We start from the raw sequence: 25,098 nt of genomic DNA, 5'->3' as shown, positions 1-25,098 counted from the left end.
TCTCGGGTGTCCGATCGTGCGAGTTTGCGTCTGCTCAGCGTTCTAGATCAGTGGAACTGACCCTCTTCGGTCGAGCCCGCAAGAGCGGTCGTCGACGAGGTCGGGTCCACGGTGGTGGCGATCCGGTCGAAGTAGCCGGCGCCAACCTCACGCTGGTGCTTGGTCGCGGTGTAACCGCGCTCCTCGGCGGCGAACTCGCGCTCCTGCAGCTCGACGTAGGCGGTCATCTGGTTACGGGCGTAGCCGTAGGCCAGATCGAACATCGAGTAGTTCAGCGCGTGGAAGCCGGCCAGGGTGATGAACTGGAACTTGAAGCCCATGGCGCCGAGTTCCTTCTGGAACCGGGCGATGGTCGAGTCGTCCAGGTGCTTGCGCCAGTTGAACGACGGCGAGCAGTTGTAGGCCAGCATCTGGTCCGGGAACTCGCTCTTGACACCCTCGGCGAAGCGACGGGCCAGATCCAGGTCCGGGGTGCCGGTCTCCATCCAGATGAGGTCGGAGTACGGCGCGTAGGACTTGGCACGCGCGATGCAGGGCTCCAGGCCGTTCTTGACGCGGTAGAAGCCTTCCTTGGTCCGCTCGCCGGTGATGAACGGCTGATCGCGCTCGTCGACGTCGGAGGTGATCAGTGTTGCGGCCTCGGCGTCCGTACGGGCGATGACGACAGTCGGCACGTCGGCGACGTCGGCCGCGAGACGGGCCGAGGTCAGGGTGCGGATGTGCTGCTGGGTCGGGATCAGCACCTTGCCACCGAGGTGGCCACACTTCTTCTCCGAGGCCAGCTGGTCCTCCCAGTGCGAGCCCGCGACACCGGCGGCGATCATCGCCTTCTGCAGCTCGTAGACGTTCAGTGCGCCACCGAAACCGGCCTCGCCGTCGGCCACGATCGGGGCCAGCCAGTTCTCCACCGAGGTGTCGCCCTCGACCTTGGCGATCTCGTCGGCGCGCAGCAGCGCGTTGTTGATGCGGCGCACCACCTGCGGCACCGAGTTGGCCGGGTAGAGGCTCTGATCGGGGTAGGTGTGGCCGGACAGGTTCGCGTCACCGGCGACCTGCCAACCCGACAGGTAGATGGCCTTCAGGCCGGCCCGGACCTGCTGGACGGCCATGTTGCCGGTCAGCGCACCGAGCGAGTTGACGAACTCCATCTCGTGCAGCTGGTTCCACAGCACCTCGGCGCCGCGACGGGCCAGAGTGGCTTCCTCGACGACGCTGCCCTGCAGGGCCACGACGTCGGCCGGGGTGTAGGTACGGGTCAGGCCGTCCCAGCGGGGATTGGTGTCCCAGTCGCGCTGGATTTCTTCGGCGGTTTTCGGCTGGCCAACGTTGGACATCGCCTGCTCCTTCTCGATCGAGGTGGCCACCTTGACGGGAAGTGAACTGTTAACGTCAACGCAGCTTCGCTTATATGCTCACACGAGCATGCCTCGCATCATTGGTGCAGTTCAAGCGGTTGCGAGTGCCAATTTTCGCCAACAGCACCCACAAGCTTGCGAAGGTTGCGAAGGTCTGCAACACCTGAACCGGTTCAGAAGTTACCGCCGAGTAGCACCTTTGCGCAGGTCAGTACGCTTGTACTGTTAAACCGCGTCGCTCAGAGCGGGAAGATCGCGGCGAGAGCTTTGGTCTCCTCGCCGACAACGTATGTGAGCGTTCTAACAGTGCGATCGGTCAGCTCCGGCCCGAACTTGTCGGTGGAGCCGGGCGGATACACGTGGACCAGAATTTCCAGCTTGTCGCCGAGTGCCACCGGCGCATCGTGCTCGATGGTGACCCGCAGCGGGGCCTCGAACAACTCGGGGTGGGGGGCCAAGAACTCCTCGACGACCTTCCAGTACACCGAGTTGTTGACGTGGTCGAACAGGTCGATGTCGCTGACCCGGATCGGAAAGTCGCGGATCTCGGCGGCATCGTGGCGCTCGCCGGCGTTCAGATAGGACTTCCAGCGCAGCCGGCCGACGTCGGTGGTGCGCTTCAGACCGGCCAAGAAGTCCTCGGAGATGCGGGCCGGCCCCTGCGTCTCGCGGTTGATGTTGATCCAGAAGGCTTCCGATTCGATCAACCCGCCCTTGCGCCCATCTACGCGGACTCGCATCTCACACCAGCGATTCGAGGTGCCGGAGCACCAGCGCCGCATCCGCAGCATTTCGTGGAACTCGATGGGGCGGATCAGGTCGACCATCGTGCGCCTGACGATCCACAACGGATGGGTTTCCTCCTGGCCCATCTCGCGCAACTGGTCCTGACCGACGTCCTGGATATGGCGGCACGCCGCATCGAGCCGCAGCCGGCCCACGCGGTCGATATCGCCGACGCGCAGCGGCCATTCCCGGTCGAATACGTCGGGGTGCGGATCAGGGACGGGCATCAGCACCTTCGCCAATCCGGTGCCTGCGGTGCGTTCAACGTCACTCATGTGCGTCGTCCTCTCCCCATCCCCATCCCAGCGCGATCATGCCAAAGGCCCAGTTGAATGCCAACCAGCCTGCGTTGCCAACGCTGCGAAGACGCTCTTCGCAGGCCGTCGGTAGGCTGGGCAGGTGGCCAAGACGTTCGTCGGCTCCCGGATACGACAACTGCGCAGCGAACGCGGATTCAGCCAGGCTGCGCTGGCGCAGATGCTGGAGATCTCACCCAGCTATCTCAACCAGATCGAGCACGACGTCCGTCCGCTGACGGTCGCGGTCCTGCTGCGCATCACCGAAGTATTCGGGGTCGACGCCACCTTCTTCGCATCCCAGGACGACACCCGGCTGGTGGCCGAACTGCGTGAAGTCACGATGGACCGCGACCTGGAGCTCGATGTCGACATCAGCGAGGTGGCCGACATCGTGAACACTCATCCCGCCGTCGCCCGCGCGATCGTCAACCTGCACCGCCGCTATCGGATCACCACCGCACAGCTGGCGGCGGCCACCGAGGACCGATTCAGCGATGGCAGCGGCAGTGGTGCGATCACGATGCCGCACGAGGAAGTCCGCGACTACTTCTACCAACGGCAGAACTACCTGCACGAACTCGATACCGCCGCCGAAGATCTCACCATCCGGATGCGCATGCACCGCGCCGAGTTGCCCCGGGAGCTCTCCGATCGGCTCACCATGGTGCACGGTGTGCACATCATCCGCCGCGTCGATCTGGGCGACACGGTGCTGCATCGCTACGATCCGGCGTCGCGCACTCTGGAGATCAGTAATCATCTGTCGTCCGGTCAGCAAGTCTTCAAGATGGCAACCGAGCTGGCGTATCTGGAGTTCGGCGACCTCATCGACCGGCTGGTGGACGACGGCAAGTTCACCAGCGAGGAATCCCGCAAGCTGGCGCGGCTCGGACTCGCCAACTACTTCGCCGCGGCCACCGTGCTCCCCTACGTGCAGTTTCACCATATGGCCGAGAACTTCCACTACGACATCGAACGGCTCTCGGCCTTCTATCAGGTCAGCTACGAGACGATCTGCCACCGGCTCTCGACCTTGCAACGGCCTTCGATGCGAGGTGTCCCCTTCTCGTTCGTCCGGGTGGACAAGGCCGGCAACATGTCAAAACGCCAGTCCGCCACCGGTTTCCACTTCTCCTCCGCCGGCGGTACCTGCCCGCTGTGGAACGTCTACGAGACGTTCGCCAACCCCGGCAAGATCCTTGTGCAGATGGCCCAGATGCCCGACGGACAGAACTACATGTGGGTGGCACGAACCGTCGAACGGCGAGCCTCCCGATACGGTCAGCCGGTCAAAACCTTCGCGATCGGCCTGGGCTGCGAGGCCCGGCACGCCAGCCGGCTGGTCTACTCGCAGGGTCTCGACTTGTCCTCGGACAGTGCGACACCCATCGGCGCGGGCTGCCGGGTATGCGAACGCGACAACTGCCCCCAGCGCGCCTTCCCGGCCCTGGGCCGGGCGCTGGATCTCGACGAGCACCGCAGCACGGTCTCGCCCTATTTGGTCAAGGAGTCATGATGGGCCAACGTATTCCGCCCGGCGGCCGACGCGAGCTCGGCTTGCTCAACTGGGGTATCGCCCGAGCGGGGGCCCGCTCGATTCGCGCCCCGCAGATGAACCTGTTCAACGTCCTCGGCCAGCACAAGCTGCTGTTCCTGTCGTTTCTGCCGTATTCCGGTGTGCTGCTGAACTGGGGCAAGCTACCCAAACGCGACAAGGAGCTGGTGATTCTGCGGGTGGGGCACCTGCGCAACTCGGAGTACGAATTGCAGCAGCACCGCAGACTGGCCAAGAGCCGAGGCGTCGATTCTGCATTGCAGGACAAGATCTTTGCCGGTCCGACCGCCGAGGGACTGACCGACCGTCAGCGCGCCCTTCTCACCGCGGTCGACGAGTTCGTGCTCAACCGGGACCTCACCGATGACACGTTCGCCGACTTGTCGGCACACCTGACCCGCGAACAAGTGATCGAATTCTGCGCCCTGGCAGGACATTACGATACGATCGCCGCCATCCTGGCCACCTTGCGCGTTCCGATGGACTTCCCGGACTGAATCTTCGAGGTAGATGAGATGTCGCAATCAGCGATGCCACCGGGTTGGTACCCGGACCCGTGGGGCCCACCGGGACAACGCTATTGGGATGGCCGTCAGTGGACGGCGACCGCCGTGCCGGCCGCGCCCAGACGCAGGACGTGGGTGTGGGTGCTGGTTGCCGTGATGGCCGTGGCAATGTTGTTCTTCGGTGGCTGTGCAGCCGTCATTGCATTCGGCTCGAGGAACGCCTCGGACCACCCCGAGGATGAGTATCCGGCCCTTGTACTACGCGACTCGGTGTTGTCGAGCGCAGTCACGGTCGGTCGATAGGAGCGACGGCTATTCGCCGAAGTGCTTGGCCTTGACTGCCGGCCTCGCCTTCGCAGTGGCCAAAGCCGCGGGCGCAATCGTCGTTGTGACGGTGTCGCCCTGCGTCATCGGTCCCGGCAGAATTGGCGCGGCCACCATGGGCGAGTTCGGCAGCGTGTTCTCGTCGAACACAACCGTCAGCCCGGCCATCGCCAGCACAGCGCCGCCACCGGCGACCGCCAAGAGAAACTTGGTGCGCGCAGCACCCGTCCTATCAGCCATTTCCCCCCACTTTCAGCACCGTGCCAGCTCCGGCACAGGTTCTATGGAGAGTGCACCAAGCGATTCTTGAGACAGCCTGTAACCAACCTGGCGAATAGCTGACAGAAGCTGGCTAGAGGTAGGTCACGCCGAGCACGATCAGCGTGAAGATCACCGGCGAGACCGGTACGCAGCCCAGAAACGCCGCCCACACCATCCGCTTGCGCTGGTAGTTGCGCCACGCCAGGTACCCGACGACGGCGGCGAGTGCCACGATCACCGCGGAGAGGATCAGCACCCAGAAGCTGACATCCTCGCCGGCGGTAGCGACGGAAATGCCGATCAGCCACAGGATGTGGCCGACCACAAGTCCGCCGATACCGGCGATCAGCGTCGGTCTCAAAAGTTGATCATGTGGCCGGCGAGACCGTGGAAGCATTCTTGGAGTGCCTCCGACAGCGTCGGGTGGGTGTGCACGTTGCGGGTCAGCTCATTGACCGTCAGATCCCACTTCTGGGCCAGGGTCAGCTCAGGCAGCAGCTCAGAGACGTCGGGCCCGATCAGGTGAGCACCGAGCAACTCGCCGTACTTGGCGTCAGCGACAACCTTGACGAATCCGGTGGGGTCGGCCAGTCCATGCGCCTTGCCGTTAGCGGTGAACGGGAACTTCGCGACCTTCACGTCGTAGCCCTCGTCGCGGGCCTGCTGCTCGGTGAGGCCGAAGCTGGCCACCTGCGGCTGGCAGAACGTGGCCCGCGGCATCATCCGGTAGTCACCGAGGGCCAGCGTCTCGGCGCCGGCGATGGTCTCGGCGGCCACCACGCCCATTGCCTCGGCGACGTGTGCGAGCTGCAGTTTGCCGGTGACGTCACCGATGGCGTAGATGTGCGGCACGTTGGTACGCATGTAGTCGTCGATGTCGATCGCCTTGCGATCGGTCAGCGCCACGCCGGCGGCCTCGAGCCCGAAGCCTTCGACGTTGGGACCAAACCCGATGGCCTGCAACACCTTCTCGGCCTTGAGCTCTTCGGTCTTGCCGTCCTTACTCACCGTCACGACAACGGAACCATCGGCCTCGTTATCAACGATGGACTCGACCTTGGTTCCGGTCAGGATCTTCACGCCGAGCTTCTTGTACTGCTTCTCGATCTCCTTGGAGACCTCGGCGTCCTCGTTGGGCAGCGCACGTGGCAGGAACTCGACGATGGTGACGTCGACCCCGTAGTTCTTCAGCACGTAGGCGAACTCCATGCCGATCGCGCCCGCGCCGGCGATGATGATCGACTTCGGTAGCTCACGCGACAGGATCTGCTTCTCATAGGTGACCACGTTCTCGCTCAGCGAGGTGCCCGGCACCAACCGGGTGCTGCTCCCCGTGGCGATGATCGCGTTGTCGAAGGTCACCTTCTCGGTGTCGCCCTCGTTGAGATTGACGTCGATGCTGTTGGGTCCGGTGAACGTCCCGTAGCCGTGGATCTCGGTGATCTTGTTCTTCTTCATCAGGAAATGCACGCCGGCCACTCGGCCGTCGGCGACCTTGCGGCTGCGGTCGAAGGCGACCCCGTAGTCGAAGGTGGCCTCGCCGCTGATACCGAAGGTCTTGGCTTCCTTGGTGAAGATGTGGGCCAACTCGGCATTGCGCAGCAATGCCTTCGACGGAATGCAACCGACATTGAGGCAGACTCCGCCCCAATACTTGGGTTCGATGATGGCGGTGTTCAGCCCCAGCTGTGCGGCACGGATCGCCGCGACGTACCCGCCAGGACCGGCTCCGAGAACGACGACGTCATAGTGAGTCACGTCGTCAGCCTATCGTCGGGCGCGCAATCCATTCGAAGTAGTAGGCACCGTGCAGCAGCGCTGCGGTGGCCACCGAGGCCAGTGGCGCCGACATCAGGGCGATGGCCAGCGCCGTTACCGACGGCCGGTTCTGCACCATGGAAACGAGCATGCTGCCGACCGAGCAGAAGATCAGGTAGATCAGCACGAAGAACGCCGCCGGAGTCTTGTTCAGCGATGTGTACCACCAGAAGTAGAAGCCCAGGCCGGCGGCCGCTGCCAGCACCCAGACCGCGGCCACGATGAACACGAACTGCCACCGCTTCACCGACTGATATGTGCCCGTCGTCGGCGGCGCCGCGGGCGGCACGACGACCGGTTCGGCGTGCAACGAGCCGTTGACCGGGCGCAGGAACGCATCGGTGTCAAAGCTCTCCAACTCGCTGAACGCGATGGACGGCCCCGAGATCTCCGCTTCGGGTTCATCGGTCAGCGACCGGAGCGCCTCGGGATGCGGTCCGGTGTCGAAGATCGGCGCGTGATGCGGTTCGGTCGACGGAAGGGAAGTCTTTTCAGCCACTGGACACCACCTGAACCAGAACTAATGCCCCCAACCAGCCCGGCGCCATCGCCAGGATGAACGTCCCCGCCGTCGTGATCCAGCGCCGCCTGGAGAACAGGATCAGCAGCATTCCGATCACACTGGGGACCGCCACCACCAAGCCCACCACCAGATCGGGGCGAACCGGCGTCTTGACCAGCACGGTGGCCACCACGGCCGCGACCAGGCCGATCACGGTCCCGACTAGCAACGCGCTTGTGAGCAGCCATGCCCGAGGCAGGGGTATCACCCTTATGAGGGTACTTGCCGAGGAGCCGACTACGGCTGACCGGCTCCGGCGTGCCGACCAGGGATTGCACAGGCATCGGCGGCCTCCGCCACCACCAGATCGGCCCGTTCGGGTAGCCGGGCACCACGCTCGTAGTCGGTGCCGGTCAGCGGCAATGCGCTGGCCAGCAACTCATTTTCGGTCTCAGTGAAGGCCCGGCCCCGGCTGAGGAAGCGCATCCCCTCGGGTGTTTCCAGGCTGAAACCACCGCCGCGGCCGGGGACGACGTCGATCACCAGCTGGGTGTGTTTCCACGTCTCGAACTGGGGGCCGGAAATCCAGATCGGGGCACCCTCGAGGACCCCGAGCAGGACGTCACGGTCGCCGACGATGAATTCCCCGTCGGGGTAGCACATCGGCGACGACCCGTCGCAGCAGCCGCCGGACTGGTGGAACATCACCGGCCCGTGCCGCTCCTGCAGCAGATGCAGAAGCTCGGCGGCCGCCCTGGTGATCAATGCCCGCGGCGGCGCCTGCGCCCCGCGATCGCTCATTAGAAGAATCCTTGGGCCTTGTTGGAGTACGAGACGAGCAGGTTCTTGGTCTGTTGGTAGTGGTCGAGCATCATCTTGTGGTTTTCCCGGCCGATGCCGGATTGCTTGTAGCCGCCGAACGCCGCGTGCGCGGGGTAGGCGTGATAGCAGTTGGTCCACACCCGGCCGGCCTTGATATCGCGGCCCGCGCGGTAGGCGGTGTTGCCGTCGCGGCTCCACACCCCCGCACCCAGTCCGTAGAGGGTGTCGTTGGCGATCCGGATGGCCTCGGCGTAATCGGAGAACGACGTCACCGACACCACCGGTCCGAAGATCTCTTCCTGGAAGATCCGCATGGCGTTGTGGCCGGTGAAGATCGTCGGCTGCACGTAGTAGCCGCCGTTGAGATCCCCACCCAGGTCGGCGCGCTCACCGCCGGTCACGATCTGCGCGCCTTCGCTCTTGCCGATCTCGATGTAGGACAGGATCTTTTCCAGCTGATCGTTGGACGCCTGCGCGCCGATCATGGTCTCGGTATCCAGCGGATCGCCCTGCCGGACGGCCTTGGTGCGGATCGCGGCCATGGCCAGGAACTCGTCGTAGATATCGGCCTGGATCAGCGACCGCGACGGGCAGGTGCACACCTCGCCCTGGTTGAGGGCGAACATCGTGAAGCCCTCCAACGCCTTGTCCTGGTAGTCGTCGTTGGCGGCCATCACATCGGAGAAGAAGATGTTGGGGCTCTTGCCGCCGAGCTCGAGGGTGACCGGGATCAGGTTCTGGCTGGCGTACTGCATGATCAGCCGGCCGGTGGTGGTTTCGCCGGTGAAGGCGATCTTGGCGATCCGGTTCGAGGACGCCAACGGCTTACCCGCTTCCACGCCAAACCCGTTGACCACGTTGAGAACTCCAGCCGGCAGAAGATCGGCGATCAACGAGATCAGGTACAGCACTGATGCCGGGGTTTGCTCGGCGGGCTTGAGCACCACCGCGTTTCCGGCTGCCAGCGCGGGTGCCAGCTTCCAGACCGCCATCAGGATCGGGAAGTTCCACGGGATGATCTGGCCGACCACCCCCAACGGCTCGTGGAAGTGATAAGCGACGGTGTCCTCGTCGATCTGGCTCAGCGCACCTTCCTGAGCGCGGATCGCCGCGGCGAAGTAGCGAAAGTGGTCTATTGCCAACGGAATATCGGCATTGAGGGTTTCCCGGATCGGCTTGCCGTTATCCCAGGACTCGGCCAGCGCGATCGACTCAAGATTGGCCTCGATACGATCAGCGATCCTGTTCAGGATCAGCGCGCGGTCACCCGCGGACGCCTTCCCCCAAGCGGGTGCGGCGGCATGCGCGGCATCCAACGCCAACTCGATGTCGGCGTCAGTGGAACGGGCCACCTCACAGAACACCTCACCGGTCACCGGAGTCGGATTCTCGAAATACCGGCCCCCCACCGGCGCGACCCACTCACCACCGATGAAATTCTCGTAACGGGACTGGAAGGCCATGGTGGACCCCGTACCAGGGCGGGCGTAAACAGTCATCAACGACTCCTAGTCGATCCGCGGTGTAATACAGCTCACATTACCGCTGCCAGCAGAATGGATGACATGGCCGAAGACGACCCCCACCTCTGGCTCGAGGAAATCGCCGGTGATGAGCAGCTGGACTGGGTGCGCAAGCACAACGATCCGACCATCGCCGAATTCAGCGGTGAGACGTTCGAGCAGATGCGCACCGAGGCACTGGAGGTGCTCGACACCGACGCACGCATTCCGTACGTGCGACGGCGCGGCAAGTACCTCTACAACTTCTGGCGCGACGCGGTCAACCCGAGGGGCCTGTGGCGGCGGACCACGCTGGCGAGCTACCTGACCGAAGATCCCGCTTGGGACGTCGTGATCGACCTCGACGAGCTGGCGGCCGCCGACGGCGAAAAGTGGGTGTGGGCCGGGGCCGACGTCATCGAACCCGATCACACCCTGGCGTTGATCAACTTGTCGCCTGGCGGCTCGGATGCCGCGATCGTGCGCGAATTCGACATGGTGAAGCGGGAATTCGTGACCGGCGGATTCGAGCTGCCGGAGGCAAAGTCGCGGTTGTCGTGGGAGAACCACGACACGGTGTTGGTGGGCACCGACTTCGGGCCGGATTCGATGACCGAATCCGGGTACCCGCGGATGGTCAAGCGGTGGCGGCGCGGCCAGCCGCTGGCCGAGGCCGAGACGCTGTTCACCGGGCCCGTCACCGACGTGGCCGTCGGCGCGACGGTGGATCGCACCCCCGGCTACGAGCGCACGCTGCTCAGCCGAGCGGTGGATTTCTTCAACGACCAAGTCTACGAACTTCGTTCGGGCGAATTGGTCCGCATCGACGCGCCGACCGACGCCAGTTTGTCGGTGCATCGCGAGTGGTTGCTGATCGAACTGCGCAGCGACTGGGAGACCGGCACGGCTTCGTATCGGACCGGCTCGCTGCTGGCCGCGAACTATGCGCAATTCCTCGACGGCACAGCAGAATTGAGTGTGGTCTTCGAACCTGACGACCACACCAGCCTGCATCAGTACGCGTGGACCCGCGACCGGCTGCTGTTGGTGACGCTCGTCGACGTCGCGAGCCGGGTGGAGATCGTGACCCCGGGTACCTGGACGCGGGAGCCGGTGCCCGGCCTCGGCAACAACGAAATCCCGGGTCGCTCCGCTCCTGCCCGCCGGAACACCGTGATAGTCGCCACGGACGACGACGGCGACGAGATATTCTTGGATTCCAGCGATTTCATCACCCCGTCGCGGCTGCTGCATGGGACGGCGGGCGGCGAGCTGAGCGAGATCAAACGCGCACCGTCGTTCTTCGACGCCGCCGATCTTGAGGTGTCGCAGCATTTCGCGACCTCCGACGACGGCACCGCGATCCCCTACTTCGTCGTCGGCCACAAGCACTGTCAGGCACCCGGACCGACGCTGCTGGGCGGCTACGGCGGGTTCGAGGTGTCCCGCACGCCGGGCTACGACGGTGTGCTGGGGCGACTGTGGCTATCGCGCGGCGGCACGTACGTGCTGGCCAACATCCGTGGTGGTGGCGAGTACGGGCCGGCCTGGCACACCCAGGCGATGCGGGAGGGTCGGCACAAGGTCGCCGAGGACTTCGCCGCGGTGGCACGCGATCTCGTGGACCGCGGCATCGCAGGCGTCGCGCAACTGGGTGCGCAGGGTGGCAGCAATGGCGGTCTGTTGATGGGCATCATGCTGACGAAGTACCCGGAGTCGTTCGGCGCGTTGGTGTGCCAGGTCCCGCTGCTGGACATGAAGCGCTTCCATCTGCTCTTGGCCGGGGCGTCGTGGGTGGCCGAATACGGCGACCCCGACGATCCCGAGGACTGGGCGTTCATCTCGGAATATTCGCCGTATCAGAACATTTCGGCGGATAAGCGCTATCCCCCGGTGCTGATCACCACGTCGACGCGCGACGACCGGGTGCATCCAGGGCATGCCCGCAAGATGACCGCCGCACTGGAGGAGGCCGGGCATCCGGTCTGGTACTACGAGAACATCGAGGGCGGCCATGCCGGGGCGGCTGACAACGCGCAAACCGCCTTCAAATCGGCGTTGAGCTACTCCTTCCTGCACCGCATGCTGGGCTGATGGAGTGAATTGACCAGGACACATCACGTAGTACCCTCTAGCTAACAGCTAACATGCCAGGGGGTGTGCGGTGCAGGTCGATGTGGATGAGATGCGCTCGGGTGCAAACCGGTCATACAACGCGGCATCGTTTGCCATGGAGGGCGCTGACCAGCTGTCCCGTGCCAGAGTCGGCGCCAGCATCTTCGGTGATTTCCCGGCGGCGGAGTCATTTCACGGCGCCATCTCCGAGGCACACAGCAATCACATTCAGCGGCTTCGCGAGCACGAGAATCACCTCGGAGTGCTCGGCGACAAGGGCCACAAGACCGCGTCGGTGTTCGTCGACATGGAGGAACGCAACGCCGAGGCCCTGCGTTCGGTGCTGTGACCGAGTACCCGAGCCTGACCCACATCAGTATCGGCGCGCTCATCGGTGAGGCCGGCGGCGATCCATGGCAGGTCGACGAGACGCTGCAGAGCGGGGATCCCGGCGAGATCGCCGAGTTGGGCCGCGCCTTCTACAACGCCAGTGCCTGCACAGCTGAGACGTATGCGGAATTCGAACAGGCGCAGGCGCGGTTCCGGGCGTCATGGAATCGGGAGAACGGCGAGCACCCGATCAATGACAGTGCCGAGGTGCAACGCGCGACCACTCGGTTGATGATTCAGCGCGACCAGCTGCCCGCGATCGGGGTGGACCTGTCCAATATCGCTGCGAATCTTGCTGAAACACAGCGCTTTTCCGGCATGCAGGTGGAGAACCTCAACACCCAGTTGCATTACCTCGATGCCTTGATCGACCAGGCACTCGCGAACGATCAGGACACGTCGGCGCTTGAAGACAACGCGATTTCGGTGACATCGAGCGTGCTGCATCAGGTCGAGGGCCTGCGTGACGATTACGGCGCCAAGCTGGAGGCGTCGTTGACTGACCTGCGCGCCGAGCACGGCTACGACCCTGCGCCGATCGAGGATGTCGACGGCGACGGTCAGCCCGGGCCCGAACAGCGTGGGCGAGAGTCGACCGACTACTACGACGCCAACCAGCGCGCCAAGGACGAGGCGCTGGTCAACAGTGGCGGGCCGATGACCCAGGAAAAGGCCGACGCCGCAGCACGTTTGCGCGATTTCGCCACCGCGACCAACCCTGCGGCCGACGCCGATGCGCGACGGCTGGCCGGTGAGCGCCTCGACGATTTCCGGATGGCCAACTTCGTCGGGCCGCTGCCCAAGGACCCCCTCCTTGGCGGGGACGCCCGTACGCGGGCCCGAGGCAGGCTGGAGCTGCAACGGCAGCTGGAGCAAGGACTGCAAGGCCTGCCGCCGATGTCGGCTGACCAGGCGACGCAGGCGCTGGACGACGGTGAGCAATTCGGGCGGGCCACAGCGGTACAGCAGGCCGTCAAGGCTCTCGTCGGTCAGGGTATGTCCGAGGGCGGCGCCAAGGCGGTGATCAACGATTTACTTCACGGCGGAAGCGATCTGGCGGGCTATGGCGGACCGGCCGCCGCGGGCGTCGAGGCGTATGCCAAGGGGATACCTACCGGCGCTCACGCGAAACTGGAAGATCTGTTATCACCGGCCGACGCCGGCAAGTGGGCGCATATTGCCGGCAGAGTCGGCAGGATCGGAGACGTGATTCAACTGGTCACCGCGCTCAACGATCGCGCCCAGGGGGGCAGCAACGAAGAATTGGGGAGTGCTTTGGGTGGCGTGGCGGGTGGTTCAGCTGCCGCGTGGGGTGCGGCGGCGGTCGCGGGATCGTTCACTGGCCCATGGACCACCGCGGCGATCGTCGTTGCGGCCAGCGTGGTCGGCGGTCTTGGTGGCGAACAGCTTGGCGGTGGCATCGGATCGATATTCGACCCGGCCTTCGGGTCGGCCGGTGGCGGCGGAAAGAGTTGGTGAGCATGCAACAAACATTGACGTATGCAGCAATGGGCGCAATCGGAGTCGGGACGATCTTCAGCACTTTCCCGCTGTGGAAGTCGGCAACTCTGTCGCCGGACTCCATTGAACGCAGAGTGTGGTGGACCGGTTGCGCGGCCGCCGTGGTGTTGCTGTTCTTCTCGCAACTGCCCGATTGGAAAAGTGGGCTGTTCGTCTCGATCATGACCGCGGTAGCCCTGTTCTTTGTCGCGGGCCTCTGGACCAACTTCATCAAGATAAACGGCCGGGTCTATGGCGCCTTTAGCCACGGCCGGCCCGACCGGCCGCCGGCATTAGCTCCGGCCGTCGACGAAGACGAGTAAGTCAGCCCAGCACGTGCCGCCCGATGATCATCGGCAGATCCAGGAAGGTCCGGATCCCCGGCGCGGCCGCGCACACCGGTGAAATCGCATGCACCGCATGCATAGCCGTGCCCAGGCAGCCCTGATCCGTCTCATCCTCGCCGTGCGTGGCGATCTTGGATTCGAGCACCATCGACGGCTCCCCCTCGACGGTCACCTTCCACCCTCGCCCGGTCGGCCAATCCGGCGCCTGCTCGTCGCCGAGGCGGGTGATGTGCTCGACCGTCATGGCCGGGCGTCCGTTGACCACGGCCGTATAACCGAAGCGCTGCGCCGCGACGGTGCCCGCCTCTACCCGGCCGGCCTTGATATCGAAAGCCTCAGCGGCCAAAGCGGTCTCGCGGTGGTAGATGAAATCGTCGACCGTCGCACCCAGCCCCTCGGCCAGCAGCATCAGCGGCGCCCGAAATGTCACACCAGCCAGCGCCGCATCGGCCATCGGCACTGGTTCGTCGGGCCGCTTGCCGAATCCCATGATGTCGAAAAGCATCATGGCGCTGTCATAGGTCGTGTAGTCCATCAGCTCCTGCACCAGCAGCGAGTCGATGCGGGCAAACAGGCCCGACATCGTCAGCGGCAGAACCTCAGCGGCCCAGCCCGGCTCGATCCCGGTGCCATGAAACGACGACCGGCCTTCAGCGCAGGCCGCCGTCAATCGCTCGGCCACCTCGGGCCCCATGCTGAGCGGATAGATCAGCGCCGTCACCGCCGTCGAGATCACGTTCTTGCCCGATGCCAACAGCCGGCAGATGTCGTCGACCGCGGCAGGAGGATTCATCTCGCCCTGCGGCATGTACAAAACGCAGTCCGCGTCCAACGCGACGATCTCGTCGACGTCCGTGGTGGTCTGCACGCCGATCGGGCCGATTCCGCACACGTCGCCGACGTCGCGGCCCGCCTTGGCGTCGCTGTAGACCAGCGCACCCACCAATTCGAGGTCGGGATGGCGTTGGACGGCGGCAACGGAATGCTTGCCCACCGAACCGGTGGCCCACTGGATGACTCGCAGCACCAGGCGATCGTACTGTAAGCCATGCGGTAATACCTTCAATTGACAGGCCTTGACCAGCGGGGCGGAAGTCACTTCACTGCGGTTATGCCCGAATTCGAAACCGTCCTGTACACCTCCGACGGACCCGTCGCCACGGTCACGCTCAACCGCCCCGAACACCTCAACACCATCGTCCCGCCCATGCCCGACGAGGTGGAGACCGCCATCGGGCTGGCCGACCGTGATCCGTCGATCAAGGTCATCGTGCTGCGCGGCGCGGGCCGCGCGTTCTGCGGCGGCTACGACTTCGGCGGCGGATTCCAGCACTGGGGCGAGTCGATGATGACCGACGGCCGCTGGGATCCCGGCAAGGACTTCGCGATGGTCAGCGGTCGCGCGACGGGCCCCACTCAGAAATTCATGGCCATCTGGCGAGCCACCAAACCGGTGATCGCGCAGGTACACGGCTGGTGTGTGGGCGGCGCCAGCGACTACGCGCTGTGCGCCGATCTGGTGATCGCCAGCGAGGATGCGGTGATCGGCACGCCCTACAGCCGGATGTGGGGTGCCTACCTGTCCGGGATGTGGCTGTATCGGCTGTCTTTCAGCAAGGCCAAGTGGCATTCGCTGACCGGGCGCCCACTGACGGGCCGGGAGGCGGCCGACATCGAGCTGATCAACGAGGCGGTGCCTTTCGAGCGGCTGGAAGCGCGGGTGGCCGAGATCGCGGCCGATCTGGCACGAATCCCGTTGTCGCAGTTGCAGGCTCAGAAACTGATCGTCAACCAGGCCTACGAGAACATGGGCCTGGCAAGCACCCAGACCCTCGGCGGCATCCTCGACGGGCTCATGCGCAACACCCCGGAAGCACTGGACTTCATCAATGTGGCCGGAACGCAGGGCGTCCGCGCGGCCGTCGAATATCGCGACGGACCCTGGGGTGACTACAGCCAGGCTCCGCCTGAGCTGCGGCCCGACCCGTCACACGTCATCGAGCCCTAGTTCGTCCTCGCCAGACTGACCAGCAGCGACACGATCACCCCGATGATCACCAAGCCGCCGCCGACCACCAGGGTGATGTTGAGCCACTGGTGCATGCTGTTCTGCGCCGTGCCCACCAGAACTTCGGCGATCCGCCTGATGTCGCCGGACGAGTTGTCCAGCACCGCATTCAGCCTCCGCCGGCCGAATTCGATTGCGGCCCAACCGCCCGCCCCTACCAGCAGCGCCGACACACCAAGTCCCACCAGCATCTTGCCGCGCCTCCTGGCGACGAAGAGCGTGAGTAGCGCGAACAATCCGGTCAGCACCGTCAAGCCCACACTGACCCACGGCCCGTAGGCCGCCACCAACCGCAACGAACCGGGCCGCAACACCGAAGGAGCGTTGTCGGTCAACGGAATTGGTACCGCCGTGGGCACGGTGATGTTGTAGTCGCTGAGCGTCTCCTTGAATGCGGCGTCGGAGAGCATCGGCGCGATGTCAATCACCCAGCGGCCCTGCGAGTCGACGCTCGAACGAATCGAGTCGGTGAACAACCACCGGTGCGCAAAGCGGTTCGCCTGGGCGAACTGGCCGGGAAACGACGAACTCGAGGTGTAGGTCGCGGCAACCAGACTCACGGTCCCGGTGTTCACGCTGGTGCCCAACCGGGCCACCTGCGTCGTCAACTGCGATGCCATCGCCGACTGCAGTCCGGGATCGGCGGCAGCCTTCTGCGCAAGTGCCGCATAGCCGTCGTCGTCGACCAGATGCTGTTGCACCCACGCCGCGGGTAGAGCGAGCGCCAGCAAGAGCGTCGTGACGAGCCACAGCTGTAGCGTCGCCACGAACCGCACGCGTCCTCCTCGGCGGGGACGCGCGGGTTTAGTCGGAGTGTGTCGCGCGGCCCACGATCAACGGGTCGGGCTGGCCGACCACCTCATGGTCTTTGTTGTCGTAGTTGAACTTACTCAGCACGTGGCGCATCGCGTTGATCCGCGCGCGTTTCTTGTCGTTGCTTTTGATGACAGTCCATGGCGCGATCTCGGTGTCCGTCCAGGCGAACATGTCTTCCTTGGCCGAGGTGTAGTCGTGCCACTTGTCCAGGGACGCCAGATCGGTCGGCGACAGTTTCCACTGCCGAACGGGGTCGACCTGGCGGATGGTGAACCGGGTGCGCTGCTCGCTCGACGACACCGAGAACCACAGCTTGGTCAGGCTGATGCCGTCGTTGACCAGCATCTGCTCGAACAGCGGCGTTTGCCGAATGAACTCGGCGTGCTGCTTGGGCGTGCAGTACCCCATCACCCGCTCCACGCCGGCGCGGTTGTACCAGGACCGGTCGAACATCACGATCTCGCCTGCCGCAGGCAGATGGTTGACGTAGCGCTGGAAGTACCACTGAGTGCGTTCCTTCTCGGTGGGCTTCTCCAGCGCCACCACCCGCGCGCCCCTCGGGTTGAGATGCTCCATGAAGCGCTTGATGGTGCCGCCCTTGCCTGCGGCGTCGCGTCCCTCGAACACGAAGACGTGCCGCAGCCCGTGGGCCTGGCTCCACTTCTGCAGCTTCAGCAGCTCGATCTGCAGCAGCCGCTTCTGCTCCTCGTACTCGTTGCGCGACATCCGCTCGCCGTACGGATAGTTCTCCCGCCACGTGTCGACGGCCAGCCCGGCTGCGTCGAGCAGCACGGGGTCGTCATCGTCGTCGTCAAATACTGTGAAGCCATTGCTCTCGAGTGACACGCGCGGAAATTATCAGCGCGAGGGAAACCCCGAGTGACGTCTTGGTGAACGCCGGATCCCTAGTCAGGCGGCGCCGTGGCTCTTGTTGGCCCGGGCAGACCCGCCCTTGCTGGTCGAATCGCCCTTGGCCTTCTTGGCACTCGGCTTGGCCGAGTTCGCGTGCCGGTCAGCAGCCGACGATCGAGTGGCCTTCCCGGCGGACTGACCCTGCGAGTCGACTGTCGGAGATTCGGTCGACGACGTCTCCGACGCAGTCGCTTCGGCGCTCTTCGCCGCAGTCGGGGCAGTCGGGGCGGTCGCCGCGGATGGGAACGGGACCGGGACCACAGGAGTCGGCAGCACGCTCAGCAAGCCGGAAACCGCGTTGGCGAAGTTCTGGTACGCGCCGTACGCCAACCCGTCGTGAGCCCCCAGCGAGCTCTCGCCGATCGGGGCAGGCAAGAAGAAGCTCGGCTTGAACAGGTTGTAGGACAAGTTCCCCAGCAATCCGCCGTAAAGGTTGGGATCCAGCGCGTCGTAGACGAGGCTGCTGAGCAGCCCTGGGATGTTGGCTGGATTCCGGATAGCCGCTTCGGCCGTGCCCTCAAGAGTCTCCGGCAGGTAAGCCAGGTAGTACACGACGGCGGTGGCCAGCGTCGCCGGAAGCCCGAGCGCGCTTTGCAGCGCATAGACCATGCGCCCGCCCGTGGTGTTGTACTGGTCCCACATCGACGTGACCGTCGGGGTCGGATCGGGCAGGCTGGCGAACGCGGTGTTGATGGCGTTGGCGAAGTCGTTGATGGCGGTGTTGACCGCGGCGCCCAACTGGACCGGCAACAACCCCACCAGCGGGTCGATGACCGCCGACTTCACGTACCAGGGGTACGAGTAGTAGTAGATGGTGTTGTCGTTGGGGTCGCCATAGATATCCGACGGGTTGAGATAGGTCTGCAGGAAGTAGCTGAGCGCGCTGCCGGGATTCTGCGCCGCGGCGACCGCGAGGAAGACCGGGTTGATGGGCACTCCCCAGCCGTAATCGGAGTCATCCCAGTAGTAATTGAGCCCGAGCGCGAAGTCCGATCCGATCATGAAGGCGTCGGCAGCTGCGCTCACCACATCGCCAAAGGCGTTGAGCCCATCGGTGATGAACGAAGCCGAACGCACGTCGATATTGCTCACCACGGGCAGCGTCTGCGGCCCCGCGCCGACGACCGCGGGTGCGGTAGCCACCATGCCGGCCGTCAGTAGAGCCGCGGCGAGCTTGGTGTGCGTACGCGCTGTCACTGACATGGATCTCCCCGGAATTTGTAGGTGCGGCAATCACCGCTCACGGAGCATCGCATGGCGTTACTACCCCGTCAATAATCGGGATCGGCCTGTCGCGACGTTTGCCAGATCGTCGTTTCAGGCGGCGCCCGCCGCGCTCCGGGCAGAGCGACCACGGCCGGTCGAACCGTTATTGCCCTTCTTGGCGCTGTCGGACTTGGTCGACGACGTTTGCCGGTGAGCATCCGATGAACCGCTGCCGGCCGTTCGACCGGATTGCGCCCGTCCGTGGGCATTCGAAGATACGGCCGTTCGCCCTTCGGAGACGTCGGCTGCCGAATTGGCCGATGCGCTCTTCGCCGCCGAGGCCGCCGCGGCGGCCGGGAATACCCACGGTGTGGGCTCGATCGGCGCGGGGAGGGTGCTCAGGAAACCGTTGGCGGCGTTGCGGATGCCTTGATAGAGGGAGTAGGCGAATCCGTCATGTGCACCGTAAGAGGTTTGACCGATCGGCGCGGGCAGGAACATCAGCGGCTTGAGGAGGTTGTAGGAAAGATTGCCCAGCAATCCTTCAAAAAGGTCAGGGTCCAACGCCCTGTGCACCAGATTGCTCAGCAGTCCCGGGATCTCGGCCGGATCCTGCAACGCCGACTCGACCGTCGCCTCAAGGGTGGCCGGCAGACGGCCCACGTAGTACACGACGGCCGTTGCCAGCGTCACCGGAAGCGCAATCGCGTTTTGCACCGCATAGATCAAGCGCCCGCCCGGGGTGTTGTATTGCTGCCGCACGGAGAGCCAAGCCGGGGTCGGATCGGGCAGGCCACTCAATGCCGCGTTGATGCTGTCGGCCAGGCCATTGACGGCATCACTGAGGGCAGACCTCAGCGGCTGCGGCAACCGGAAGATCACCGAATCCACTACCAGCTCTTTCATGAACCACGGGTAGGTGTAGTTGAAGTTTGCGACGTAGTTGTCCGAGGGGTTGAGGTACAGCTGCACGATGTAGCTCAGCGCACTGCCGGGATTCTGTGCCGCAGCCACAGCCCAGAACAATGGGTTGGTGGGGACACCAACGCCGAAATCGGCATCCTCCCAGTCAAAGTTGAGTCCGAGGGCAAGGTCGGTTTCGAGCATCACGGTGTCGGCCACGGCATTCACGACCTCGGACAGAGTGAGGAGCGTGTTGGTGATCACCGATGCGGGTTGGACGGCAACGTTGCTGATGACGCGAAGCGACTCGGGTCCGGTGCCCATTGGCGCGGGCGCCGCGGGTGCCGTAGCCACAAGACAGGCGGTCAATAGTGCAGCGGCGAGTTTGGTTTGCGGGCGCGCAGTAGCGATCATGATTCCCCCGAATCAATTGTCGCGGCAAAGCCGTAAAGCGAGCATCGCACGGGGTTGCTACCGCGTCAATAAACTCGATCGGCCGACCAACGCGGCGACACACACCAGTGAACTGCCCAACAGCAGGCCGCCGACGGCGTCGGTGAAGTAGTGGTAGGTCACCGCCTGACCGAGGATCCCCAGCAGCGCCCAGACGATCGCGACCAGAACGATCCACAGCCGAGCGCCCGCGACCAGGATCACCATGCCGAGCACGACCACCATCAACGTCGTATGGCCGCTAGGGTAGGCGACCGCGCCACCCTTCTCCCGCCCGAACCAGTCCTTGAACACCCGCGAAAGCCACACGGCCGCAACAGGAGTCACCACGACAAGTGCGGTCAGCAGCCAACGCTGCCGATAAATCGCGAGAGCCAGCGCACCGAGCAGGATCACCGCGATCGTGCGCTGGTCGGTGAAGAACAGCAGCCAGCCGAGCATGCTGCCGCGGGCGCGCTGGAACCAGTCGTCGATCGGTGTCGATCCCGTCCCCACTGCCCAACCGAGCAGCCCCATCGCCGCCAAGCCGATCGGCGGCCACCACCGGACCGCGTTGCTGGTCAGCGGGCGATGCCCCGCACGTAGGCCGCCTGGCCGAGATGCTGAGCGCAGTCGTCGATGATGCTGACCAGCCGCATGCTGGCGGTCACCGGCGGATCCCAATTGGTGTCGACCACCCGGGCGAGCTCATCGGTGGTCACGCTGGCGATGTATTCCAGCGTCACTTTATGGACGGCGTGGTAGTAGCCGGCCAGCAGATCCGCGGGCGCGCGGACCTTCCCCACCTCGTCGGGCGTCTGCCCGTATCCATGCGCGTCGCGCGGCAGGTCCAGTCCGAAGCGGTCCACCCAGCCGCCGGCGAACCACACCTGATCGGTTCCGGCGATATCGGCGAGTTGGGCGTCCTGAATGCGGGCGCTGTGCCAGATCAACCAGGCGATGCTGTTGGCCGTGGCGGTCGGCCGGAAGAACGAGACCTCGTCGGTCAGGGCGTCCGTGAGGTTGTTGACGTGTTCGATGATGCGGGCAAAGGAGTCCCGCAGCAGTTCGCGGGCAGCGTTGGCATCGGACAGCGAGTCAGTCATGGCGCTGACGCTACGCGCCGTGAAAAACGGCCTCGACGTTGTTGCCGTCGGGGTCGCGGACGAAGGCGCCGAAGTAGCCCGGGTGGTATTCGGGCCATATCCGCGGAGCGTGCAGGGACTCGACACCGAATGCCAGCGCGGCATCGTAGAAGGCCTTGACTGCGTCGACGTCGGCCGCCGCGAACGCAAAGTGCACCTCACGGTTGGGGCCGGAAGCATCGCCGGCTGAGGCGTCGGCGATCCAGAAGTCCGGCTTGCCGTCTCGGCCGTAACCGATGGCGACGTCGAAGTCCATCTGACGGGTATAGCCGAGCACCCCCAGCACACCGTCGTAGAACTCCTTCGACTTGGCCCAGTCGCTGCAGTTGATTCCGAAGTGATCGATCACAGCTTCCATTCTGGCAGCCGACGTAATCTGTGCCCATGAGTTACGACTTGGTCATTCGCAACGGCACGATCGTCGACGGTTCGGGCGGCGAGCCTTACGCCGGTGACGTCGCCGTGTCCGACGGCGTCATCGTCGCGGTGGGCACCGTAGACGGATCCGGAGCCCGCGAGATCGACGCCACCGGGCTACTCGTCACGCCGGGATTCGTCGATCTCCACACCCACTACGACGGTCAGGCGATCTGGTCGGAACGCATGACGCCGTCGTCGGCCCACGGCGTGACGACCGCGGTGATGGGCAACTGCGGCGTCGGGTTCGCGCCGTGCCGCCCCGAGGATCACGATGTGCTCGTCGATGTCATGGCCGGCGTCGAGGACATCCCCGGCGTGGTGATGGTCGACGGGCTGCCGTGGACCTGGGAGACCTTCCCGGAGTTCCTCGACGCATTGGACTCGGGCCGGCGGGACATCGACGTCGCCGCGTTCCTGCCGCACTCTCCGCTCCGCGTGTACGTCATGGGCCAGCGCGGCGTCGATCGCGAGCTGCCCACCACCGAGGACCTGGCGTTGATGCGCAAGCTCGCCGAGGAAGCCATTCGCGCGGGCGCGCTGGGCTTCGCATCGTCGCGCCTCACCTTGCACAAAACCGCTGGCGGACAACCGATTCCGAGCTACGAGGCGGAGTATGCGGAGATCGAGGCGATCGCCCGAGGTGTCGACGACGCCGGCGGTGGCCTGCTGCAGTTCGTGCCCGATCTGATGGCCGGCGACTACGAGGGTGCGCTGAGCGCGGTCTTCGACGTCGCTTCGGAAGTGGGGCTGCCCGTGACGTTCACGCTCGCGATCGGCAACGCGGGCCCGCCGATTCACCTCGACGCACTGCGCATGGTCGAGAAGGCCAACGCCAACGGCGGCGACGTCACGGGACAGATCTTCCCGCGGCCGATCGGGCTGGTGCTCGGCCTGGACTTGTCCGGCAACCCCTTCATCCTGTACCCGGCGTACCGGGAGATCGCCGATCTGCCGCTGGCCGAGCGCGTGGCCGAGATGCGCAAACCCGAAGTGCGGGAACGTATTCTGAATGACAAGCCGGCCAGCGACGGGCATCCGCTGATGTTCGCCGCCCAGGCGTGGGACTACATGTACCCGCTCGGCGATCCGCCGAACTACGAACCCGCCGCCGAGGATTCGATCGGCGCTCGGGCCCGCGCCCGCGACGTCAGCCCGCTCGAGGAGGCGTACGACCGGCTGCTCGACGACGACGGTCACGCCATGCTGCTGGTCACGCTGGCCAACTTCCGCGACAACTCGCTGGACACCGTGGCGGAGCTGATCCAGCGCGACGATGTCATCCTCGGCCTCGGCGACGGCGGTGCGCATTACGGAATGATCTGTGACGCAAGCTTTCCCACCTACATGCTGACCCATTGGGCGCGCGATCGGGAGTCGGGCCGGCTGTCGGTGGAGCGGGTCGTCCAGGAGCTGACATCGGCGCCGGCCCGGGTTGCCGGACTGGCCGATCGTGGCCGAATTGCGTTGGGATACAAGGCCGATCTCAACGTGATCGACCAGGCGACGATGACGCTGCACCGGCCGGTGATCGCCCGTGACCTGCCCGGCGGCGGACGCCGGCTCGATCAGAGTGCCGACGGCTACGTGGCGACCGTCGTCGCCGGTGAGGTGATCGCGGAGAACGGCGTGCCCACCGCGGCTCGGCCGGGCAAGTTGATCCGGGGACGTCAACCGGCACCTTCGGGCTCGGTGAACGCATGAGCCGCATCCAGCCACTGGCGCAGCCGTGGAGTCCTGAGGACGAGACCGACATCGGCAGCTGGGGCCACCCCGACCGCACCTACGAGCCGCTGCTGCTGGTGCGCTGTCTGCAACGCCATCCCGACATGGCCCGCAAGCTGCGCAAGATGGGCGAATCGCTTTACCTCGACACCCGGCTGCCACCGCGCACCCGCACGATCGCGATCCTGCGGATCTGCGGGCTGGTGCACTGCGCCTACGAATGGGGCGGGCAGGCCGCGTTCTGGGGGCCCATCGCCGGCGTATCCGGCGATGAGGCTGACGCGTTGGCCGTCGGTGACGCCACCGATCCGCGGTGGAGCGCCGACGATCGCACGCTCATCGTCGCGGTCGACGAACTGGAACGCACCGGCTCATGGTCGACGCAGACCTGGGCCGCTCTCGGCGAGAACTACGACGACGAGCAGCGGATGGAACTGCTGATCGCGGTCGGCTGGTACCGGACGGTGTGCACGCTGTGCAACGGCTTGGACCTGCCGGTCGAGGGCTGGATGCGACCCTGGCCGAGTTCAGCGGCGTGACTTGTCCCGCTTGAGCGCGGGGTGCTGACGCGCAAGTATCGGCAGCAGCACTCTGTTCGGCAGCAGCTGAATGAGGCGGGTGCTGATCACGTTTTGCACGCCGGCGATCACGTCGCCCGCGTCCGCATCGAGTGCGTCGATGCCGATCTTGGCAACCGTCCGCGACGGCATCCACAGGAACTTCGGGAATGCGGCGGCGAAGTCGCGCTCGTCCATCCCGGCCGCGCTGAGGAATTCGGTACGTACCGGCCCGGGATGCAGCACCGCTGCCGTGACGCCGGTGCCGGCGAGTTCCGCGCGTAATCCCGCGGTGAAGGTGCGAACGAAAGCCTTGGTACCGGCGTAGCCCGCCTGGCCGGGGAAGGGTTGGAAACCCGCCGTCGATCCGACGTTGAGGATCGCGCCGCGACCGCGCGGCACCATCTGCTGTACGGCACGGGACGTGAGGTCGATGACGGCCTCCACGTTCACCCGAACCTGGGCGATCTCGTCGGCCACCGGTGCACTGGCCACCGAACCGACGACGCCGATGCCGGCGTTGTTGACCAGGATGTCGACGGTCAGGCCGCGCCTTTCGACCTCGTCGAACAATCCCGCACGGGCGTCGGGGTCGGCGACGTCGCAGGCGATGACTTCGACGCGCACCTGGGAGTCGAGTTCGGCGGCGAGCTCGCGCAGCTTGTCCTCGCGACGGGCGACCAGCGTGACGCCGTGGCCGCGCCCGGCGAGTTCACGGGCGAGGTCGGCGCCGATTCCCGAGGAGGCCCCGGTGACGACGGCGGTGGACGTGGGTGACGGCGTAGGCAGCGACATGTCGTCGACAACCTATGCGCTCGACGGCGATATTCCCAGC

Annotated in this window: 28 protein-coding genes and 1 pseudogene; 10 read left to right on the top strand and 19 right to left on the bottom strand. The window is 65.1% G+C overall.

Annotation, left to right across the window (positions count from 1 at the left end):
* Positions 1–47 precede the first annotated feature (47 nt).
* Positions 48–1,334: an isocitrate lyase gene (gene aceA / locus SLQ31_RS26730; protein WP_319437165.1), complete on the bottom strand. Its 1,287-nt coding sequence runs from the start codon at positions 1,332–1,334 to the stop codon at positions 48–50.
* A gap of 260 nt (positions 1,335–1,594) precedes the next feature.
* Complete coding sequence (locus SLQ31_RS26725; RefSeq protein ID WP_319437164.1) at positions 1,595–2,416, bottom strand: acyl-[acyl-carrier-protein] thioesterase; 822 nt, start codon at positions 2,414–2,416, stop codon at positions 1,595–1,597.
* A 124-nt stretch (positions 2,417–2,540) separates the two neighbouring features.
* Here SLQ31_RS26725 and ramB point away from each other — a divergent pair, with 124 nt between their 5' ends.
* From ramB to SLQ31_RS26710, 3 genes and pseudogenes are all read left to right on the top strand, one after another.
* Positions 2,541–3,956 (top strand): acetate metabolism transcriptional regulator RamB, encoded by a 1,416-nt coding sequence (gene ramB / locus SLQ31_RS26720; RefSeq protein WP_319437163.1) that lies wholly within the window; start codon positions 2,541–2,543, stop codon positions 3,954–3,956.
* Positions 3,956–4,492 (top strand): carboxymuconolactone decarboxylase family protein, encoded by a 537-nt coding sequence (locus SLQ31_RS26715; protein ID WP_319437162.1) that lies wholly within the window; start codon positions 3,956–3,958, stop codon positions 4,490–4,492. The genes ramB and SLQ31_RS26715 overlap by 1 nt, the downstream gene beginning before the upstream one ends.
* 18 nt (positions 4,493–4,510) lie before the next feature.
* Positions 4,511–4,582, top strand: a pseudogene (locus SLQ31_RS26710) (hypothetical protein); the annotation flags it as partial.
* Between the two features lie 5 nt (positions 4,583–4,587).
* On the opposite strand, the gene SLQ31_RS26705 reads toward SLQ31_RS26710, so the two are convergent.
* From SLQ31_RS26705 to adh, 8 genes are all read right to left on the bottom strand, one after another.
* Positions 4,588–4,791: a hypothetical protein gene (locus SLQ31_RS26705; RefSeq protein WP_319437315.1), complete on the bottom strand. Its 204-nt coding sequence runs from the start codon at positions 4,789–4,791 to the stop codon at positions 4,588–4,590.
* A 22-nt stretch (positions 4,792–4,813) separates the two neighbouring features.
* The gene (locus SLQ31_RS26700) at positions 4,814–5,065 is read right to left on the bottom strand and encodes a hypothetical protein (RefSeq protein WP_319437161.1); all 252 of its coding nucleotides are present in this window, start codon (positions 5,063–5,065) and stop codon (positions 4,814–4,816) included.
* Positions 5,066–5,177: 112 nt separating this feature from the next.
* A complete protein-coding gene (locus SLQ31_RS26695) occupies positions 5,178–5,447 on the bottom strand; it encodes a hypothetical protein (protein ID WP_319437160.1) in 270 nt (89 codons plus the stop codon).
* On the bottom strand, positions 5,444–6,844 hold the full coding sequence (lpdA, locus tag SLQ31_RS26690) for a dihydrolipoyl dehydrogenase (protein WP_319437159.1): 1,401 nt from the start codon (positions 6,842–6,844) through the stop codon (positions 5,444–5,446). The genes SLQ31_RS26695 and lpdA overlap by 4 nt, the downstream gene beginning before the upstream one ends.
* Before the next feature lie 4 nt (positions 6,845–6,848).
* On the bottom strand, positions 6,849–7,403 hold the full coding sequence (locus tag SLQ31_RS26685; RefSeq protein ID WP_319437158.1) for a hypothetical protein: 555 nt from the start codon (positions 7,401–7,403) through the stop codon (positions 6,849–6,851).
* Entirely contained in the window at positions 7,396–7,674 is a 279-nt protein-coding gene (locus tag SLQ31_RS26680) for a putative holin (protein WP_319437157.1), read from the bottom strand. The genes SLQ31_RS26685 and SLQ31_RS26680 overlap by 8 nt, the downstream gene beginning before the upstream one ends.
* Before the next feature lie 29 nt (positions 7,675–7,703).
* Positions 7,704–8,207, bottom strand: a complete 504-nt coding sequence (locus SLQ31_RS26675) for a DUF779 domain-containing protein (RefSeq protein WP_319437156.1) — start codon at positions 8,205–8,207, stop codon at positions 7,704–7,706.
* Entirely contained in the window at positions 8,207–9,727 is a 1,521-nt protein-coding gene (gene adh, locus SLQ31_RS26670; RefSeq protein ID WP_319437155.1) for an aldehyde dehydrogenase, read from the bottom strand. Before adh ends, SLQ31_RS26675 begins: the two co-directional genes overlap by 1 nt.
* Before the next feature lie 66 nt (positions 9,728–9,793).
* On the opposite strand from adh, the gene SLQ31_RS26665 reads away from it, so the two are divergent.
* The 4 genes from SLQ31_RS26665 to SLQ31_RS26650 all read left to right on the top strand — a co-directional run bounded on the left by SLQ31_RS26665 (position 9,794) and on the right by SLQ31_RS26650 (position 14,058).
* Complete coding sequence (locus tag SLQ31_RS26665; protein ID WP_319437154.1) at positions 9,794–11,824, top strand: prolyl oligopeptidase family serine peptidase; 2,031 nt, start codon at positions 9,794–9,796, stop codon at positions 11,822–11,824.
* A gap of 70 nt (positions 11,825–11,894) precedes the next feature.
* Entirely contained in the window at positions 11,895–12,194 is a 300-nt protein-coding gene (locus tag SLQ31_RS26660; protein ID WP_319437153.1) for a DUF2563 family protein, read from the top strand.
* Positions 12,191–13,714 carry a hypothetical protein gene (locus SLQ31_RS26655; protein ID WP_319437152.1) on the top strand — a complete coding sequence of 508 codons (1,524 nt, stop codon included), beginning with the start codon at positions 12,191–12,193 and terminating at the stop codon, positions 13,712–13,714. Before SLQ31_RS26660 ends, SLQ31_RS26655 begins: the two co-directional genes overlap by 4 nt.
* Positions 13,711–14,058: a hypothetical protein gene (locus SLQ31_RS26650; protein ID WP_319437151.1), complete on the top strand. Its 348-nt coding sequence runs from the start codon at positions 13,711–13,713 to the stop codon at positions 14,056–14,058. Before SLQ31_RS26655 ends, SLQ31_RS26650 begins: the two co-directional genes overlap by 4 nt.
* Before the next feature lies 1 nt (position 14,059).
* Here the strand turns inward: SLQ31_RS26650 and SLQ31_RS26645 are convergent, their stop codons facing one another.
* Complete coding sequence (locus SLQ31_RS26645) at positions 14,060–15,109, bottom strand: dihydrodipicolinate reductase (protein ID WP_319437150.1); 1,050 nt, start codon at positions 15,107–15,109, stop codon at positions 14,060–14,062.
* A gap of 84 nt (positions 15,110–15,193) precedes the next feature.
* On the opposite strand from SLQ31_RS26645, the gene SLQ31_RS26640 reads away from it, so the two are divergent.
* Positions 15,194–16,090: a crotonase/enoyl-CoA hydratase family protein gene (locus SLQ31_RS26640; RefSeq protein WP_319437149.1), complete on the top strand. Its 897-nt coding sequence runs from the start codon at positions 15,194–15,196 to the stop codon at positions 16,088–16,090.
* On the opposite strand, the gene SLQ31_RS26635 is transcribed toward SLQ31_RS26640, so the two are convergent.
* From SLQ31_RS26635 to SLQ31_RS26605, 7 genes are all read right to left on the bottom strand, one after another.
* Entirely contained in the window at positions 16,087–16,926 is an 840-nt protein-coding gene (locus SLQ31_RS26635; RefSeq protein ID WP_319437148.1) for a hypothetical protein, read from the bottom strand. The two genes, SLQ31_RS26640 and SLQ31_RS26635, sit on opposite strands and share 4 nt — an antisense overlap.
* A gap of 28 nt (positions 16,927–16,954) precedes the next feature.
* Entirely contained in the window at positions 16,955–17,812 is an 858-nt protein-coding gene (gene ppk2 / locus SLQ31_RS26630) for a polyphosphate kinase 2 (RefSeq protein WP_319437147.1), read from the bottom strand.
* A gap of 63 nt (positions 17,813–17,875) precedes the next feature.
* The gene (locus SLQ31_RS26625; protein WP_319437146.1) at positions 17,876–19,081 is read right to left on the bottom strand and encodes a hypothetical protein; all 1,206 of its coding nucleotides are present in this window, start codon (positions 19,079–19,081) and stop codon (positions 17,876–17,878) included.
* A 114-nt stretch (positions 19,082–19,195) separates the two neighbouring features.
* A complete protein-coding gene (locus SLQ31_RS26620; protein WP_319437145.1) occupies positions 19,196–20,206 on the bottom strand; it encodes a hypothetical protein in 1,011 nt (336 codons plus the stop codon).
* A 252-nt stretch (positions 20,207–20,458) separates the two neighbouring features.
* Positions 20,459–20,956 (bottom strand): PA-phosphatase, encoded by a 498-nt coding sequence (locus tag SLQ31_RS26615; protein ID WP_319437144.1) that lies wholly within the window; start codon positions 20,954–20,956, stop codon positions 20,459–20,461.
* Between the two features lie 44 nt (positions 20,957–21,000).
* Entirely contained in the window at positions 21,001–21,525 is a 525-nt protein-coding gene (locus SLQ31_RS26610) for a mycothiol transferase (protein ID WP_319437143.1), read from the bottom strand.
* Positions 21,526–21,535: 10 nt separating this feature from the next.
* Positions 21,536–21,913 carry a VOC family protein gene (locus SLQ31_RS26605; protein WP_319437142.1) on the bottom strand — a complete coding sequence of 126 codons (378 nt, stop codon included), beginning with the start codon at positions 21,911–21,913 and terminating at the stop codon, positions 21,536–21,538.
* A gap of 35 nt (positions 21,914–21,948) precedes the next feature.
* Between SLQ31_RS26605 and SLQ31_RS26600 the strand changes: the two genes are divergently transcribed.
* Both SLQ31_RS26600 and SLQ31_RS26595 read left to right on the top strand, forming a co-directional pair.
* Entirely contained in the window at positions 21,949–23,685 is a 1,737-nt protein-coding gene (locus tag SLQ31_RS26600) for an N-acyl-D-amino-acid deacylase family protein (RefSeq protein WP_319437141.1), read from the top strand.
* Positions 23,682–24,245 (top strand): carboxymuconolactone decarboxylase family protein, encoded by a 564-nt coding sequence (locus tag SLQ31_RS26595; protein WP_319437140.1) that lies wholly within the window; start codon positions 23,682–23,684, stop codon positions 24,243–24,245. The genes SLQ31_RS26600 and SLQ31_RS26595 overlap by 4 nt, the downstream gene beginning before the upstream one ends.
* On the opposite strand, the gene SLQ31_RS26590 is transcribed toward SLQ31_RS26595, so the two are convergent.
* Positions 24,234–25,058 (bottom strand): SDR family oxidoreductase, encoded by an 825-nt coding sequence (locus SLQ31_RS26590; protein WP_319437139.1) that lies wholly within the window; start codon positions 25,056–25,058, stop codon positions 24,234–24,236. The genes SLQ31_RS26595 and SLQ31_RS26590 overlap by 12 nt on opposite strands.
* Positions 25,059–25,098: the final 40 nt, after the last annotated feature.

Source organism: Mycobacterium sp. RTGN5 (assembly GCF_033804465.1).
Classification (GTDB): domain Bacteria; phylum Actinomycetota; class Actinomycetes; order Mycobacteriales; family Mycobacteriaceae; genus Mycobacterium.
Note: the sequence above shows the minus strand (reverse complement) of the source record. Positions and strands in the feature narration are given on the sequence as shown.